The sequence below is a fragment of the Micromonospora humida genome, from assembly GCF_016901255.1.
Classification (GTDB): domain Bacteria; phylum Actinomycetota; class Actinomycetes; order Mycobacteriales; family Micromonosporaceae; genus Micromonospora; species Micromonospora wenchangensis.
Genome location: NZ_JAFEUC010000015.1, coordinates 81,287 through 98,901, shown reverse-complemented (window position 1 = coordinate 98,901; position 17,615 = coordinate 81,287). Strand labels below are relative to the sequence as shown.

Here is a 17,615-nt window from a genome sequence, read left to right as displayed (position 1 = left end):
GGTCCGCCCTGGCTCGTCACCGGGGAGGGTGACCATCTGTGAGTGAGTCGTCCCGTGGGGTCCGGTTGGGCGTCGACGTCGGGCAGGTCCGGGTGGGGGTGGCCCGGTCCGATCCGCACGGCATCCTGGCCACTCCGCTGGTCACGCTGGCCCGGGACCTGACCACCGGACCGGACGCGGTGCCCAGCGACCTCGCCCAGCTCGCGCAGCTTGTCGTCGAGCACGAGGCCGTCGAGGTCGTCGTCGGCCTGCCGGTCAACCTGGCCGGTCGGCACGGCCCGGCCGCCCAGCACGTGTTGGCGTACGCGGGCCGGTTGACCGGGGTGATCGCCCCGGTTCCGGTGACCCTCACCGACGAGAGGATGTCAACTGTCGTCGCGTCTCGTAGGCTTGCCGAGCGTGGCGTCCGGGGAAAGCGCCAACGTGCGGTGGTGGATCAGGCCGCCGCGGTCGAGATCCTGCAGAGCTGGCTGGAAGCGCAGCGGAGGCGGACGGAATGATCGACGATCTGGACCTCGGGTTCGACGAGCAGGAGAGGGGGGAGAAGGGCCGGCACCGGCGCGGCTTCGTCAACCGGCGCAACGGCACGTCGGGTGGCCGCAAGTCGGGCGGCGGGCTCGGAAAGACCATCTTCGCCCTGTTCATGGCCCTGGTGCTGCTGGGTGGCATCGGCGGTGGGGCCTTCTACGGCTTCGACCGGATCCGTAACCACTTCATCACCCCGGACTTCGACGGGCCGGGCAGCGGTGAGGCGCTGGTCGACGTCAAGCAGGGCGACACCGCCACCGACATCGGCAACTCCCTGTACGACGCCGGTGTGGTCAAGAGCACCAAGGCCTTCGTCGAGGCGGCCGACGACAACGCGCTCAGCAAGAACATCCAGGTCGGCCGGTACAAGGTCAAGAAGGAGATGCGCGCCACCGACGCGCTCGCCCTGCTGCTGGACCCGAAGAGCCGGGTGGTCAACGGGGTCACCATTCCCGAGGGCATGATCACGCTGGCCATCTACGACCTGCTGGCCAAGGAGACCAAGATTCCGGTCGCCGAGTTCAAGGCCGCCGCGAAGGACCCGGTCAAGTTGGGCGTGCCGGAGTTCTGGTTCAACCGCAAGGACGGCAAGAAGGGCCCGCGCAGCCTGGAGGGCTTCCTCTTCCCGGCGACCTACGAGCTGCCGCCGAAGGCGACCGCCCCGCAGATACTGTCGCTGATGGTGGACAAGTTCCTCGACGTGACCGGGGGGATGAAGTTCGTCGAGACGGTCGAGGCCGACCGGGGCATCTCGCCGTACGAGGCGTTGATCACCGCGTCGATCGCGCAGGCCGAGTCGGTCAACCACGAGGATATGCCGAAGGTGGCCCGGGTGATCTACAACCGGGTCTACACCGACCGCTACCACTGCAAGTGCCTGGAGATCGACAGCGCGATCAACTACTGGCTGCGGTTGCAGGGCAAGAACCCGAAGGATTCCGACATCCTCAAGCAGTCCGAGCTGAACGACCCGAGGAACCCGTACCGGACGCACGGCGCGGACGGCCTGACCATCACCCCGATCAGCAACCCCGGCGAGGATGCCCTCAAGGGCGCGATGAGCCCGCCCAACGGCACCTGGGTCTACTTCATGACCATCGACAAGAAGGGCACCATGGGCTACGGCACCACCGATGCCGACTTCCGCGAGCTGCAGCGCAAGATGTGCACCAACGGCGTGCTGAGCGGCGAGAACTGCCGGTGAGGGCGGCGGTCCTCGGCCAGCCGATCGCGCACTCCCTCTCCCCGGTGATCCACAACGCGGGTTACGCCGCCGCCGGGCTCGACGGCTGGTCGTACACCCGGATCGAGTGCGGGGCGCAGGAGCTGCCGGCGCTGGTCACCGGCCTGGGCCCGGAGTGGGCCGGGCTGTCGGTGACCATGCCGGGCAAGGAGGCGGCGCTCGCGGTGGCCGCCACCGCGTCGCCGGTCGCCGCCGCCGTCGGCGCGGCCAACACGCTGGTCCGTCGTCCCGACGGCTCGTGGTACGCCGACAACACCGACGTCACCGGCATGGTGGACGTGCTGACCGAGGCCGGGGTGCGCCCCGGTGCCACGGTGACGGTGCTCGGCGCCGGCGGCACCGCCCGTGCCGCCCTGGCCGCCGCCGCCCGGCTCGGCGCGACCACGGTGACCGTGGTGGCCCGGCGCGCGGAGGCGGTGGCGCAGTTGCGGCCGGTGGCGTCGGCGGTCGGGGTGGAGCTGGTGCCGGCCGCCTGGTCCGACGCCGCCGCGCACACCGGGGCCGACCTGGTCGTCTCCACCGTGCCCAAGGGGGTGGCCGACCCGGTCGCGGCCGGGGTCGACTGGGGACCGTCCACGGTGCTCTTCGACGCCCTGTACGACCCGTGGCCGACCCCGCTGGCGGCCTCGGCGCAGGCCGCCGGCCGGCGGGTGGTCTCCGGGCTGGATCTGCTGCTGGCCCAGGCCGTCGGCCAGTTCTCCCAGTTCACCGGGGTGCCGGCGCCGGTCGACGCGATGCGGGCGGCGTTGGCGGCGGCCCGCGGCTGACCCACCGGTGGCCGGTCGTCACCGCATCGCCGACTTTCCGGTCAATCAGGCGTAACCTCGCCGAAGCGGCATTCGTTTGCTGGCCTGCCGAAAAGCAACCCCTGTTCCCTTATTCTTTGGTTAAGTCGTGTCGCCACTCTGATTTCCGACCTGCCATATCCAGCCGTGGTGGATACGCTGCTGCCGGTAATCGTCGCCCACCCGGGGAGTGTTCCTTGAGCCGGCACGGAATCCACCGCGCACTTCCGGCCATCAGCGGTCGACGCAAGGCGGTCGTCCTCAGTGTCCTGAGCGTCACCGCAGTCGGCGGCATCATGGCCACGATGATGCCGTTGATCGCCGCCGAGCTGCCACCGATCACGCTCTCCGCCGTCGCGGACACCACTGTCACCCAGGTGCCGCAGGACGGCGACAACGGGGTCAAGACCACCCTGGCGAGCTGCCCGCAGCTGTGCGACGGCAACCGCAACGGCCAGCGCGACGCGGTGCTGGAGTTCCAGGTGCGGGGCCTGCCCGCCGACGCGGTCGACGTCAAGGCGTCGCTGCGGGTGTACGCGTGGCAGCAGTTCTCGTCCCGGGTGCGGGCCCACGCCGCCCAGGGCACCGCCGTCGGCGCCGGCCAATGGGCCTACCGACCCGCCCTCGGCCCGGTGCTCTCGGCCGTCGACCGGGTCGCCCAGGGCTACAACGAGTGGGACGTCTCCGCCGCCGTCAAGGGCAACGGCCCGGTCACCTTCGCGTTGACCCAGGAGAACTGGAACACCCGGATCTACTGGGCCTCGCGGGAGAACGCCAAGGCCGCCATCCGACCGAGCCTGGTGCTGACCTACCAGCGCAGCGACCGGACGCCGACCCGGCCGCCGGCCACCACGGCGGCGCCGACCACCGCCGCCCCGTCACCGACGCGGACGTCGCCGTCGCCGTCGCCGAAGCCGACGCGGACGGTCAGCCCGCCCGCGCCGACCACGGCCCCTCCGCGCCCGACGCCGACCGTGCGCCCCGGCACCGATGTGCCCGGCTGGCGGCTGGTCTGGTCCGACGAGTTCACCGGGCCCACGGTCGACCTCAAGCGGTGGAACCTGCGCGACAACGAGGGCCGCGACATCGACAAGGGCTGCAACGTCGACGACCCGGACAACACCTTCGTCGCCGACGGGGTGCTGACCCTGCGCGCCCAGCGGGAGACCGCGGTGTGCAGCTCGCAGACCCGGCAGTACACCCAGAGTTACCTGGACACCATCGGCAAGGCGTCGTTCACCTACGGCCGGTTCGAGATGCGGGCGAAGTCGCCCAACGGGCCGACCGACTCCAAGGGGCTCTGGCCGGCGTTCTGGTTGCGTCCCGACGACGGCGGCAAGGGCGAGATCGACGTGGTGGAGCTGCCCGGCGGGTCGTCCCTGCACGGGGCCGCCACCCAGGCGATCTTCTACGACTACACGCCGGTCAAGCAGGACCAGCGGTGGGACTTCCCGACCGGCTACCCGGGTGACGGCTTCCACACGTACACCACGGAGTGGGAGCCGGGGGTGATCCGCTGGTACATCGACGGCCGTCAGGTCTGGCAGCGGGACCGCAGCACCACCCCGTGGTTCGACGAGGCGTTCAACAAGCCGTTCAACCTGCGGCTGAACTTCCAGGTCGGTGGCTGGCTGGGTGACCCCGACGCGGCCACCCGCTTCCCGGCCGACTTCCGGGTCGACTACGTCCGCGTCTGGCAGCGCTGAGCCGCCCGGCACGGGATACGCCGCCCGGTGGGTCACGGCCCGCCGGGCGGCGGCTTGTCCGCTGGTCCTATCGTGGCCGCGAGCGCGCGGCGGTCGGGCGGGACGGGTGGAGGGCATGACGGTGGCGACGGATCCACGGACCCGGCAGGACGGCGTGGGCTGGGTGACCCGGGCCATCTTCGGTGACCCCCGGCTCTGGCTCGGCATGCCGCCCGACCCGGTGCCCGCCACCCACCGCCCGGTCGTCCGGTACGCCGTGGTGCCCTCGGTGGAGCGGGCCAGGTTCCTGCTCCCGCTCGCCTCCCGCCGGGTCGGCGCGGCGTCGACGCTGGCGTACAACGCGCTGCGCCCGCCCCGGGTGCGGGCCAACCGGCTGGCCGTCGGGATGCTGGCCGGGCTCGGGGCGACCGGGCTGGCCCGGATGCCGGTGCTGACCGTGGCGGTGCCCACCGACGCCGACCCGGCCGAGCTGCTGCTCGCCGAGCACCTGGGTCGGCTGGCGGGCCGACCGCTGCACGCCGCGATCGGCATCCGGCCGCCGGACCCGCACCACAAGCCGACGTTGCAGCTCTTCGACGACCGGGGCGTCGCCCGGGCGTACGCGAAGATCGGGTGGAACGACGCGACCCGGGCGATGGTGCGCGCCGAGGCCGCCGCGCTGCGGGATCTGCCCCGCGACGGCGGTGACTTCCCGGACGTGCCCCGGCTGCTGGACGAGGTGGGTTGGGGTGACCTGGCGGTGACCCTGGTCGAGCCGATGCCGGCCCGGGTGCGCCGCCCCCGCCATCCGCTGCGCCCGGAGGTGACCGCGATGCTGGCGGTGGCCCGGCGCGGTGGCCCGCCGTCGACACCCCGGCCGCTGCGCGGTTCGGCGTTCCTGGCCGACCTGACCGCGCGGGCCGCGACCGCCGGTGGTCCGGTGGTCGGGGCGCTGGCGGCCCTGGCCGCCCGCGACGGCGACCGGCCGGTGGAGTTCGGCCACTGGCACGGCGACTGGGTGCCGTGGAACCTCGGCCGGCACCGGGGCCGGTTGGTCGTCTGGGACTGGGAGAACAGCGGCGCCGACCGGCCGCTCGGGTTCGATCTCGCCCACCACGGTTTCCAGAGCGCCCTGTCGCTGGGTGGCCGGGACGTGGCGGGGGCGACCGGGGAGATGGTCGAGCTGTTGGGCCGGCACGGTGCGGCGTTCGGCCTGGACCCGGCGGGGTGTCAGTTCGTCGCCGACGCATATCTCGTCGAGCTGTGGTTGCGGACGGCGGAACTGGCCGCCGGCGGTGGTGGCTGGAGTGCGAAGTTGCACCCCGCGCTGCTGCACACGCTCGCCGACCGGTTGGGCACGCCCCGCCCCTGACCGGCGGTTTCCCGTGGGCTGGGACAAGTGTCGGGGTCCCGACCGGAAAAACGGCGAAAAGCCCACACTGCCGTCACCGCCGCTACCGAAGCCGCCTCACGTTCCACTAGGGTGGCCCCACTCGACGACTACCGGCCGGTGACGGCGTGGTCGGTCCGGCCCGGGACGACGTGGGGACCTCGTCCGGGGCACAGGTGTGGGGGAGGCCCGGCCGACGGCCGGCACAATCAGGGAGCACGATGGGATCGTCACGTGTCATTCAGCCCGGGGTGGACCACGCCCCGGCCACCGGCCGTGCGAGCGGTGGTGACCCCCGGTGACCATCGTCTACCTGCTGGCCGTGCTGGCGGTGCTGGTGCCGCTGCTGGTCGTTCCGGTGCTGGCGTCGCGCTGGATGTCGGCCGTCGCCACCGGTCGGACGGCCGAACGGTTCCGGATCGCCCTGGCCGGGCTGACCGCCGCGTTCGGCCGGGTCGGCGCGGCCGTGGTGGTGCTGCTGGCCGGGTGCGCGGCGGTCGTCGCCGTGTGCTGGCCGGTCGGTGAGGCGATCTCCCGGCTCGAACCCCACGTCGACCACCGGGTCTTCGACTACGTGCACGCCCACCGGGTCGGCTTCTGGGAGGACGTCAACCTGTTCATCTCCCCGATCGGCGACCGCTACCCGCTCAAGTGGGTGACCGTGGTGGCCGCGATCGGCTTCGCCATCGCCTGGCGTCGTCGCCGCTGGTGGATCCCGTTGGTGGCGATGCCGCTGCAGTTCGTCGTCGAGCAGTACACCCAGACGATCCTCGCGAAGGTCGTCGACCGGGGCCACCCGCCGACCGACCTGGGCACCTACCCCTCCGGCGGCTGCGGCCGGGTGCTGATGACCTTCGGCACCATCCTGGTGCTGGCCGCGCTGACCTGGCGGCTGCCGCGCCGGGTGCTGATCGGCCTGGTCACCGCCCTGGCCGTGCTGGCTTCGGTGGAGGGCTACACCCGCATCTACGCCGAGAAGCACTGGCTCACCGACGTGTTCGGCGGGTGGTTCTTCGGCACCCTGCTGACCGGTGTGATGGTGCTCGCCGTGCTGGTCGCCGACGGTCGGGTCCGCCGACCCGCCGCCCCGGCACCGACCACCACCACCGACGACGACCGGATGTTGACCGGCACCTGACCCGTACCCGTCCGGTGGGCGCGACCCGTTCCCGCGCCGTCCGGACCCGGCCCCCACCCCTCCTCGCACAGAAGTTGGGCCACCGACGTGACCACCCTCCTCGTCGCCTCCACCGGTGGGCACCTCGCCGAGCTGCACGACCTGCTGCCCCGGCTCGGGGTGCAGCACGACTGCGTCTGGGCGACGTTCGACTCCCCGCAGAGCCGGTCGCTGCTCGACGGGCACGAGGTCATTCACGTGCCCCCGGCGAGCACCCGCGACCCGGTGGGTGCGCTGCGCGACCTGCTGGCCGCCCGCCGGGTGCTCTGCGACGGGCGGTTCCGCCGGGTGATCAGCACCGGCGCCAGCGTCGCCATGTCGTTCTTCCTGCCCGCCGCCCGGCACGGCCTGGACTGCCACTACATCGAGAGCGCCACCCGCACCGTCGGCCCGTCGCTGACCGGCCGACTGGTCGCCCGGGTGCCCCGGACCCGGCTCTACACGCAGTACCCGGGCTGGGCGAACGGCCGGTGGCGCTACGGCGGTTCCATCTTCGACGGGTACGCGCCCGCGCCCGCCGCCCCGCGCCCGTTGTCCAAGATCGTGGTGACCCTCGGCACCCAGGACCGCTTCGGCTTCCCGCGGCTGCTGCAACGCCTGGTCGACGTGGTGCCCGCCGAGGCGGAGGTGCTCTGGCAGGTCGGCTCGACCCGGATCCCCCGGATGCCGGCCGGTGCCCGCCGGCAGGTGCCGTACGCCGAGATGCAGCAGGCCATGCGGGAGGCCGACGTGATCATCACCCACGCCGGGGTGGGGTCGGCGCTGGCCGCGATGCGCGCCGGCCACCGCGCCGTCTACGTGCCGCGCCGGGCCCGCCACGGTGAACACGTCGACGACCACCAGGTGGAGATGGCCCGGGAACTCGACCGACGCGGACTGGTGCTGGCCCGGGAGGCCGACGCGGTCACCACCGACGACCTGACCCGGGCGGCCGCCTGGACGGTGACCGCCACGGGTGTCGTCCCGGCGTTCCGGTGGGCGGAGGCGGCGTGAGGCCGAGCGGGGTGGGGCGGCCCGGTGGTGGGCTCCGCCGGTCGATGCGCGATTCTCGTCCTGCGTGGGTCGTCCGGACGCGACCCGTACGACAGGACAGGGCCGAGCCGGTGGCCGACCGGACCGGTCGGTTGATGGTGGGAAATGTCCGGGCAGAGCAAGCTACGCACGATCTCACTTCATTTTTGGGGGCGCCAGTGCTTCACAGAACGTCTCGACCGGTGTGGCGGCGGTGGTTCGCCGTGCTCGCCGCACCGGTGCTCGCGGTCGGCCTCCTGGCCGCGCCCGCCCACGCGGCGGATCTCACCCCGGTAACCAGCACACTCACCTCGGCCAACCCGGCGGACAACATTCCGCACGCGCAGGACGGCGACACCAAGGCGTTCGCCGAGATCGGCAACACGGTCTACGTGGGCGGTTCCTTCACCTCGGTCAAGGCCGCCGGCGCCACCAGCTGGACCTCGCGCAACTACCTGTTCGCCTACGACCGGACCAGCGGGGCGCTCAAGGCCGACTTCAGCCCGACGCTCGACGGCGCGGTGCACGCCCTCGCCGCCAGCCCCGACGGCAAGCTGATCGTCGGTGGCGCGTTCAAGAACGTCAACGGGGTCAGCCGCAAGAACCTCGTCGCGCTCGACCCGGTGACCGGCGCGACGGTCGCCAGCTGGGTCGGCCGCAGCGACGGCGGCCTGGTCCGCCGTACCGTCGTGGTCGGCAACAAGCTCTACATCGCCGGCGCGTTCCACTGGGTCAACGGCACCGAGCACTCGCTGCTGGCCCGGCTCGACGCGACCACCGGCGCGATCGACCCGAGCTTCCAGATCGACGCCAGCGTCGCCCGCGCCAGCAGCGAGCTGGTCTGGGGCCTGGCCGTCGCCCCCGACGGCAAGACCCTGGTCGCGGTGGGCAACTTCACCGAGGTCAACGGCCAGCCCCGCAACCAGGTGGTGGTCGTCGACCTGGACGGCACCCCGACGGTCGCCAACTGGAGCACCCAGCGCTACGTGGCGCCCTGCTACAGCGGCTCGTTCCCGTTCTACGCCCGCGACGTCGACTTCTCCGACGACGGCACGTACTTCGTGATCATCGCTGACGGTGGCCGGGGCGACGGGGCGTACTGCGACGCCATCGCCCGGTTCGAGACCGCCGACCGGGGTACGGCCATGGACGCCACCTGGGTCAACTACACCGGCACCGACTCGGTGACCTCCGTCGAGGTGGCCGACAACGTGGTCTACGTCGGCGGTCACTTCCGCTGGCTGAGCAACGCCAACGGCAACGACTCGGCCGGCAGCGGCGCGATCAACCGGTTCGGGCTCGGCGCGCTGGACCCGATCAACGGCCTGCCGCTGGTCTGGAACCCGACCCGCTCGGGCGCCCCGGCGGGCACCACCACCTGGGGCCCGATCATGTGGGAGCTGTGGCGGGGCAGCACCGGCCTCTACGCCGGCTTCGACTCCGACGGCCTCGGCAACGAGTACCACGGGCGGCTGGGCCTGTTCCCGCTCGCCGGTGGCCGTACCGTCGCGGCGACCAACGCGCCGACGGCGTCCTCGGGCTACCTGTACGTCGGGACCGGCAACGGGCAGACCGCCAAGGTGTCGTTCAACGGCAGCACCGTGGGCACGCCGGTGGCCAGCGCGCAGGCGAACCTCACCGCGTCCGGCGCGTCCTTCTCGGTCGGCAACAAGCTCTACTGGTCGAAGACCGACCCGACCGCCGCCGGCGGCAGCTACCTGGGTGTGTCGATGTTCACCGGCGGCACGGTGGGCGCACCGTGGGTGAGCAGTGGCTACAACGACTGGTTCAACCCCGCCACGATGGCCGGCGCGTTCTACCTCGACGGTCGGATGTACTACACCAAGGCCGGTACCAACAAGCTGTTCTACCGGTACCTGGAGCCCGACGGCTACATCGTCGGCTGCACCGAGTTCACCCTGCCCAGCGTGGGCCTGAACTGGGGCAACGTGCGGGGGATGGCCTGGGTCGACGGTAAGATCGTCTACGGCAACACCAACGGCTCCCTGCGGGCCGTGCCGTTCGACGAGACCGCCGTCGACGGCGCCGCCTCGGTGGAGATCGCACCGGCCGGCGGCGACGTGAGCTGGTCGAGCAAGACGCTGTTCTTCGCCACCTCCTGAGCCGCACCTGCCACGGGCGGTCCGCCGGTGTCCCGGACACCGGCGGGCCGCCCGTTGCGCAAGGGGACCGGTCGGCTGTCGACCACAGGTGAACGGTCGGCGACAATGGGACAACCAGCGGCTCGCCCCGGGGCGGTCGTCGGCCCTCGCCGACCCGCCCACCCCTCGCATCGCAAGAGGACCTGACTGATGGATGTGACCGACGTCACTCCCGCCCGGCAGCGCCCGGTCGGCCTGGCCGAGTTGGCCCGCATTCCGCTGCGCCGGTGGCGCACGGTGCTCGCCGCCACCGGGCTGGTGCTGTTACTGGTGGCCGCCTACCTGCTGGTCTTCCCGGCCACCTACACCGCCACCACGGCCGTGGTGGTCCGTCCGGTGGTCACCGACCCGTTCTCGGTGCCCTCCGGCGGCGCCGACCGGGCGGTCAACATGACCGCCGAGAGCGGGATAGCCACCAGCAACGACGTCATCGACAAGGTCGCCTCGATCACCGGCCGGGACACCACCGCCGTGGCCGACTCGCTCACCGTGGAGACGCCGGTCGGCGGGCAGGTGATGCGGTTCAGCTATGCCGGGCACAGCGAGACCGAGGCGGTCAACGGTGCCAACGGCGCCGCCGAGTCGTACCTCGAACTGCGCAAGGGCATGTACGAGAACCAGCGCGCCGCGGTGCTCAAGTCGTACGACGAGACCATCGCCCTGGTCACCAGCCAGCGCACCACCACCCAGCGGTCGTTGCCGGCCAACCAGGGCTCGTCCAGCCCGTCGCCGCGTACCAGCGCCCTGCTCGACCAGCTACGGGCCCTCAACGACCAGCTCGCCACCCTCGCCGAGCAGCGTTCCAAGATCGCCTCGGCGGACCTGAGCCCCGGTTCGGTCACCAGCGCCGCCCGCGCACCCGTCCCGTCGAGCCGGGACGCCGCCCCGCTGATCCTGGTCGCCGGGCTCCTCGGCGGCCTGCTCGTCGGCGGGCTGGTCGCCTTCGTCCGGGAATCCATGGACCGCCGGGTCCGCACCGCCGGTGAGGCCTCCGCGCTGGTCGGTGCCCCGCTGCTGGGCACCGTCGGACGGGACCGCTCGGGTCGGCTCTCCGACACCGACCTGCGCTACCTGGTGCTGGCCCTGGGCCGGTGGGTGGACGGGCCGGCGCCGCTGCCCCTGGTCCTGCTCTCCAGCGCCGCCGACGAGCAGCGGGAACAGGTCACCGCCGGGGTCGCCGCGGCGCTGGCCCAGTCCGGGCACGAGGTACGCCTGGGCGTCGCCCCGGAGAGCCAGGAACGCATCCGGGCGCTGCTCACCGACGCGCAGCGCCGGCACCCGGCCGTCGAGCAGACCCGTCCCCGGGTGCCCCGCCCCCGGCCGATGCCCAGCAGCGTCCCGGCCCCGGCCACCACCCCGGCCACCGGCGGCAACCCGGAGGACACCATGGTCATCCCGCCGGTCCGCAAGCCCCGGCCCTTCCCCACCGACGACCCGAAGAACGGTGGCGTCTACCGCTCCACCACCACCTCGGCGGACAAGACCGAGATCATTCCCCGGGTGCTGCCCAAGGAGGCCCCCGCCGCCGACGGTGAGCAGGTCCGCATCGGTGCCGGCGCGGTACGCCTGGTCCCGCTGGAGGCCCCGGTGGCCGCCGGGGTCACCGTGATCGACGCCCCGCCCGCCCTGCACGACGAACGGGGTGTCCGGGCCGCCCGGGAGGGACGGGCCGTGCTGGTCGCCGCCCGCGACAAGACCCGCACCGGCCGGCTGGGTCAACTGGTGGACCGGTTGCGTTCGGTGGGCGTCGAACCGGTCGGGTTCGTGGTGACGGGAGAGAAGCGTGACTGAGCCGACCACCGCCGCGTACCCGCCGGTGACCGTGGTGATCGCCACCCGGGACCGGCCCGGCCTGCTGGAACGGGCCGTGCGCGCGGTGCTCGACCAGGACTACCCCGGGCCGGTGGAGTGCGTCGTCGTCTACGACCACACCGACCTGCGGGAACTGGACGTCGACGTGCCGGCCGGGCGCACCCTGCGGTACGTCCACAACACCCACCGGCGGGGGCTGCCCGGCGGCCGGAACACCGGCTTCGACACCGCCACCGCCGACCTGATCGCCTTCTGCGACGACGACGACCACTGGCTGCCGGCGAAGCTGCGCCGGCAGGTGGAGCTGCTGGCGCAGCGGCCCGACGCCGCCGCCGCGAGCTGCGGCATCCGGCTGGAGGGGCCGGGCATCGCCAAGGAACGGCAGCTCGACCGGGCCGAGGTCGGCCTGCCCGACTTCGTCGAGGACCGGATCATGGAGGTGCACTCCAGCACCATCCTCATCCGGCGCACCACCTGGGAGGCCATCGGCCCGGTCGACGAGGAACTGCCCGGCGGCTACGGCGAGGACTACGAGTGGCTGCTGCGCATCGCCGGGCACGGCCCGGTGGTGATCGTGCCCGAGGTGCTGGTGGTGGTCGACTGGCACGGCGGTTCGTTCTTCTTCGGCCGCTGGGCGACCATCGTCGAGGCCACCCGCTACCTGCTCGACAAGCACCCCGAGCTGGCCGGCAGCCGTACCGGGCTGGCCCGGCTGCACGGGCAGATCGCGTTCGCCCTCGCCTCCGGCCGGCGGCGCGGCGAAGCGGTGCGGGAACTCGGCCGGGTGATCCGGCTCAACCCCCGGGAGAAGCGGGTGCTGGTGACCGTCCCGGTGGTGCTCGGGCTGCTGTCGGGGGAGCGGGTGCTGCAGCTCGCCCAGCGCCGGGGCCGGGGTGTCTGACCGGCGGGTGCCCGGATCACTCGCCGGGCCGCCGCCGCTGCCCACCTGGCCGCTACTGGCCATGTTCGGGCTGGTCCCGCTCTGGTGGATGCTCGGCGGCTTCTACCTGGGCTGGTCGGTGTTCGGGGTGGTGCTGCTGGGCCTGATGGTCACCCGGGGTCGGGTGGCGCTGCCCGCCGGCACCGCCTGCTGGCTGGTGCTGCTCGCCCTGGTGCTGCTCAGCTTCACCCGGCTCGAACGGGCCACCGCCTACCTCACCTCCGGGCTGCGCTTCGGCTTCATGCTGACCGCGCTGATCGTCTGCGTCTACGTCTACAACCTGGTCCGCGACGGCGTCCCCTGGGAGCAGGTGCTCCGCCCGCTCGGCTGGTACTGGCTGGGCGTGGTCGCCCTCGGCTGGCTGGCCGTGCTGGCACCCAGGTTCCAGCTCACCACCCCGGTGGAGATGCTGCTGCCGGGCAGCATGTCGGGGGAGCGGTTCATCCAGGCGCTGACCCACGTGCGGGCCAACGAGTTCAACCCGGTCTCCCGGGCCCCGATCTACCGGACCGCCGCGCCCTACCCGTACACCAACAACTGGGGTACGGCGTACGCGCTGCTGGTGCCGTGCGTGCTGGCGTACCTGACCTCGGTGCGTACCGGCAAGTTCCGGGTGGCGCTGCTGGTGTCGTTGCCGCTGTCGATGGTGCCGGCGTTCATGACCCTCAACCGGGGCATGTTCCTCGGCCTCGGTGCCGGGCTGACCTACCTGGGCCTGCGGGCGCTGGTACGCGGCAACGCCAAGCTGATCGCCTCGATCGGTGGACTGGTGCTGCTCGTCTGGGTGGTCAGCCTGGTGGTGCCCGTGCAGGAACTGATCGACAACCGGGTCAGCAGCACCGACACCAACGTCGACCGGATGGACCTCTACGTCCGTACCCTCCAGGCCGTCGAGCGCTCGCCCCTGCTGGGGTACGGCGCACCGAACAGCGTCGACACCACGCTCGCCGAGGAACCGCTGGGCACCCAGGGGATGATCTGGCAGGTGCTCTACAGCCACGGCATCCCGGCCCTGATCGCTTTCCTGGGCTGGCTGGCGCTGATCGCCAAGCGGCTGGCCGGCGCGGTCTCCCCGGCCGGGCAGTGGCTGAGCACCATCCCGGTGATCGCCCTGGTGGTGATCCCGGTGTACGCCTACATCGACCCGAACATGTCGGTCATCTTCTTCGCCGTCGGGGCCGGCCTGGCGGCGGTCAGCGGGCCGGTGAACCGCACGGTCACCCTCGCGCCCGGGGTCGTCGACGCCCGCACGTCCCGCGCCGCGACGGCCGGCGCCGGCATGCCGTCCTCGGCTGCCGGCACCGTGGCGTCCGGCAGCACGGCGTCCGGCGGCACGGCGTCCGGCGGTACGGCGACCGGTCGTGCGGCCCCGGGCGGTGCGGCCACGGGCGGTGCGGCCACGGCGACCGGAACGGCTGCCGTGCCGGCCCGGGCGTCGGCCACCGTCCCGACCCCGCCGACCCGGGCCGCCGCCACCGTGCCACCCCGGTCGACCCGGGCCACCGCTGCCGCGCCACCCCCCGCTTCGCCCGCGCCGGCACCCGGTGCCCCGCCCCGATCCCCGACTCCACCTGTGGCGGCGTCCCCGATCCCGCCCCGCGTCCCGGATTCGCCCGTGACGGCGACCCCGGCCCCGCCCCGCGCCCCGGATTCGCCGGTGAGGGCAACCCCGGTCCCGCCGGCGACTCCGGCCCCGCCTGCGGCGGCATCCACGCCCGCACCCCGACCCCCGGCGTCGTCCGCGACGACGTCCTCGGCCGCGCCCCCGGTCCCGCCGTCGACGTCGGCTCCGGGCCGGCCAGCGGCCCCGTCTCCGGTTCCGTCCTGGCCCCCGGCTCAGGCCCCGGCCCGCCCCTGCGCACCCGCCCCGGCGTCGAACCGGGGAGCGTCGCCGACCCCGCCTCCGGTCGCGCCCCCGCCCCCGACAGCCGGGCAGGTTCCCGACCCGATGCCCCGCCGGACCGCGATCCCCCTTCCCGGGCCGGCCCGACCGCCGGTTCCCGACCAGCCGTCGTCCCCGAGCGCCTCTGCGACGCCGTCCCCCGCGCCGTCTCCGACGGCCGCTCCGGCTGCCCCGCCGGTCCCGGCCCGGATCGTGTCTCCGGCTCCGGCCCCGGCTCAGACCTCGGCCCCGGTTCAGACCTCGGCTCCGGCTCCCGCCCGACCTCCGGCGACGGCATCTGTCAGCGGTCCCCGGCCGGCCGGCGGGGTGGACGCGCCGACGGTGGTGCAACCCGCCCGCACCGGCGGCGACACCCCGCCCGGCACTGCGGCCGACGACCGTCCCCACGCCCGGGACCAGCGCGACACCGGGGACCAGACCCGCACCGACGACGGCAGGGAGCAGGCATGAGACGACCGGGAACCGGAACCACTCCGGCGGTGCCCCGGCAGCTCGACCGCCGCTCCGCCGACCCGGGGGCGCACCCGTCGACCGGCCCGGCGGCCACCGACGGGAGCGACGCGACGGGCGGCGCCGGCGAGGTACGGCGCAGCGCCCGCAGCGGTGCGGTCGGGTTGGTCGGCGCTGCGGTCAACGGCGCGTTGGGTTTCCTGCTCACCGTGGTCATCGTGCGCGGCTTCGGCACCGACGGCTCCGGTGCGCTCTTCACCGCCATCGGCGTGGTCTCCATCCTGGGCGCGGTCTGTTGCGCCGGTGCGGACACCGCCCTGGTCTGGGCGCTGCCCCGACGCCGGATCGGCGTCGACGGCGACGCCGCCCGGCTGCTGCCGGTCGCGTTGCTGCCGGTGCTCCTGCTCACCGGGGTCGTGGCGGCGGTGGGCGCGCTCACCGCCGACCGGCTCGCGCCGGTCTTCTTCGAGCGGTCGGACGGGCCGACACTGCTGCGGCTGGCGTTCCTCGCCCTGCCGGTGACCGTGGCGATGACCGTGCTGCTCGCCGCCGTCCGGGCGGTCCGGCCGGTGACCGCCGTGGTCGGCATCCAGTACGTGCTGGTGCCGCTGGCCCGGCCCGTCCTGCTGCTGGCGACCGTCGCCACCGGTGCCGGGGTGGCCGTCGGCTTCGGCGGTTGGCTGCTGCCGGTGGCGTTGGCCGTGGTCGCCGCCGCCGTCCTGCTGCTGCGGCCCCTCGGCCTGCTCGCCGGGGCGCGGCTGCGGCCGGACGGCGCGGACTGGCGTACCCTCTGGGGCTTCGCGTTGCCCCGGGCGGTGTCGGCGGCCATCGACGCCAGCAGCATGTGGGTGGGGGTGCTGCTCACCTCGGCGTTGGCCGGTGCGGACGAGTCGGGTGTCTTCGGTGCGGTCGGCCGGTACGCCCTGGCCGGGCTGCTGATCATGCAGGGGTTGCGGGTGGCCGTCGCACCCCAGTTGTCCCGGCTGCTCGGGCAGGGGCGCACCGCCGACGCGGCGCTGGTCTACCGGCGGGTCACCGTCGTGATCATCCTGCTGTCCTGGCCGGCGTACCTGCTGCTGGCGGTGTTCGCACCCGGGTTCCTCAGCCTCTTCGGCGACGGGTTCACCGTCGGGGCCGCCCCGCTGGCGGTGCTCGCCGGTGCGATGCTGGTCAACTCGGGGGTGGGCATCGTGCAGACGATGCTGCTGATGAGCGGCAACAGCGCCCGCCACCTCCAGGCCACCGTGGTCGGGCTGGCGCTCACCGTCGGGCTGGGCTTCCTGCTCATCCCCGACCACGGCGCGCTGGGCGCGGCGTACGCCTGGACGGCCGGCGTGGTCGCCGAGAACGTGCTGGCCGCGGTGGCGGCCCGGGTGGCGATCGGCGAGCCGCTGCTCACCCGCTCGGTGGGCTGGGCGGCGCTCGGGGCCGGCGGCGGCGCGGCCGTGGTGGCGGTGCTCAGCGCGTTGGTCGCCGGCCGGGGTGTGGCCGGCCTGGCGCTGGCCCTGGTGGTGCTGGCGGTCGTCGCCGTCGGGCTGCTGCTGGACCGGCGGGTCCGGCGTACGGTCCGGGCCGCCGTGACGATGCTCAGGCCGAAACCGGCGTGACGAGAGGGAGACGATGACGATCCGCGACCGCCTCAAGGGTGTGGTCCCGCACCAGGTCACCCACCAGGTGCGCAGCTCGCTGGTCCGGTACGGCGAACGCACCAGCGACCGCCGGCCGCTGCCGGACTTCCTGATCACCGGCACCAAGCGGGGCGGCACCACCTCGCTGTGGCGTTACCTGCTGGCGCACCCCCTGGTGCCCCGGCTCTTCCCGGCCTGGAACACCAAGACCTCGCACTACTTCGAGGAGAACTGGGGCCGGGGTGAGGCGTGGTACCGGTCGCACTTTCCGACGGTCCGGCACCGGCAGGCCCTGGAACGCCGGCACGGTGGGCCGGTCCGTGTCGGTGAGGCCGCGCCGCTGTACATGTTCCACCCGCTCGCCGCACAGCGGGTCGCGGAGTTGATGCCCGACGTCCGGTTGATCTTCCTGCTCCGGGACCCGGTGGAGCGGGCGTACTCGCACTGGAAGGAGCGGCGTACCGAGGGCAGGGAGCCGCTGGACTTCGCCGAGGCGCTGGCCCGGGAGGAGGAACGGACGGCGGGGGAGCGGGAGAAGCTGATCGCCGACCCGACGTACTTCAGCGAGGCGTACGACTGGTACACCTACCGCGCCCGGGGCCGCTACCTGGAGCACCTGACGCCGTGGCTGGACCGGTTCGACCGCTCCCAGCTGCTGATCCTGCCCAGCGAGACGCTGTACGCCGAGCCGGCCGCCACGTACGCCCGGGTGCTGGACTTCCTCGGCCTGCCCCCGCACCAGCTCGCCGCGTACGAGGCGCACAACCACCGGCGCAGCAGCGCCATGCCGGATCAGGTCCGGGCCGAGCTGAGCGCCCACTTCGCCCCGCACAACGCGGCGCTGGAACAGCGGTTGGGGATGCGCTTCGACTGGTCGTGACCGGTGCCGGTGCCGGGCCGG

13 protein-coding genes are annotated in these 17,615 nt (G+C 73.3%); all 13 read left to right on the top strand.

Annotated features, from left to right (window positions below):
• Window positions 1-38: 38 nt before the first annotated feature.
• The 13 genes from ruvX to JQX11_RS26155 all read left to right on the top strand — a co-directional run bounded on the left by ruvX (window position 39) and on the right by JQX11_RS26155 (window position 17,594).
• Entirely contained in the window at window positions 39-500 is a 462-nt protein-coding gene (gene ruvX / locus JQX11_RS26215) for a Holliday junction resolvase RuvX (protein ID WP_204927606.1), read from the top strand.
• The gene (gene mltG / locus JQX11_RS26210) at window positions 497-1,732 is read left to right on the top strand and encodes an endolytic transglycosylase MltG (RefSeq protein WP_204927605.1); all 1,236 of its coding nucleotides are present in this window, start codon (window positions 497-499) and stop codon (window positions 1,730-1,732) included. Before ruvX ends, mltG begins: the two co-directional genes overlap by 4 nt.
• Window positions 1,729-2,538: a shikimate dehydrogenase gene (locus tag JQX11_RS26205; RefSeq protein ID WP_204927604.1), complete on the top strand. Its 810-nt coding sequence runs from the start codon at window positions 1,729-1,731 to the stop codon at window positions 2,536-2,538. The genes mltG and JQX11_RS26205 overlap by 4 nt, the downstream gene beginning before the upstream one ends.
• A gap of 215 nt (window positions 2,539-2,753) precedes the next feature.
• Entirely contained in the window at window positions 2,754-4,262 is a 1,509-nt protein-coding gene (locus JQX11_RS26200; protein ID WP_204927603.1) for a glycoside hydrolase family 16 protein, read from the top strand.
• A gap of 115 nt (window positions 4,263-4,377) precedes the next feature.
• Window positions 4,378-5,613, top strand: a complete 1,236-nt coding sequence (locus tag JQX11_RS26195) for a hypothetical protein (protein WP_204927602.1) — start codon at window positions 4,378-4,380, stop codon at window positions 5,611-5,613.
• A gap of 316 nt (window positions 5,614-5,929) precedes the next feature.
• Complete coding sequence (locus JQX11_RS33505) at window positions 5,930-6,769, top strand: phosphatase PAP2 family protein (protein WP_204927601.1); 840 nt, start codon at window positions 5,930-5,932, stop codon at window positions 6,767-6,769.
• A gap of 87 nt (window positions 6,770-6,856) precedes the next feature.
• A complete protein-coding gene (locus tag JQX11_RS33500) occupies window positions 6,857-7,801 on the top strand; it encodes a glycosyltransferase (protein WP_204927600.1) in 945 nt (314 codons plus the stop codon).
• A gap of 242 nt (window positions 7,802-8,043) precedes the next feature.
• A complete protein-coding gene (locus JQX11_RS26180; protein WP_372444639.1) occupies window positions 8,044-9,942 on the top strand; it encodes a delta-60 repeat domain-containing protein in 1,899 nt (632 codons plus the stop codon).
• Between the two features lie 189 nt (window positions 9,943-10,131).
• Entirely contained in the window at window positions 10,132-11,772 is a 1,641-nt protein-coding gene (locus tag JQX11_RS26175; protein WP_204927599.1) for a hypothetical protein, read from the top strand.
• A complete protein-coding gene (locus JQX11_RS26170; RefSeq protein ID WP_204927598.1) occupies window positions 11,765-12,694 on the top strand; it encodes a glycosyltransferase family 2 protein in 930 nt (309 codons plus the stop codon). Before JQX11_RS26175 ends, JQX11_RS26170 begins: the two co-directional genes overlap by 8 nt.
• A 7-nt stretch (window positions 12,695-12,701) precedes the next feature.
• Window positions 12,702-15,086, top strand: a complete 2,385-nt coding sequence (locus tag JQX11_RS26165; protein ID WP_204927597.1) for an O-antigen ligase family protein — start codon at window positions 12,702-12,704, stop codon at window positions 15,084-15,086.
• The gene (locus JQX11_RS26160; protein WP_204927596.1) at window positions 15,083-16,693 is read left to right on the top strand and encodes a lipopolysaccharide biosynthesis protein; all 1,611 of its coding nucleotides are present in this window, start codon (window positions 15,083-15,085) and stop codon (window positions 16,691-16,693) included. The genes JQX11_RS26165 and JQX11_RS26160 overlap by 4 nt, the downstream gene beginning before the upstream one ends.
• Window positions 16,694-16,706: 13 nt before the next feature.
• Window positions 16,707-17,594 carry a sulfotransferase family protein gene (locus JQX11_RS26155; RefSeq protein WP_204927595.1) on the top strand — a complete coding sequence of 296 codons (888 nt, stop codon included), beginning with the start codon at window positions 16,707-16,709 and terminating at the stop codon, window positions 17,592-17,594.
• The last annotated feature ends 21 nt before the right edge of the window (window positions 17,595-17,615 follow it).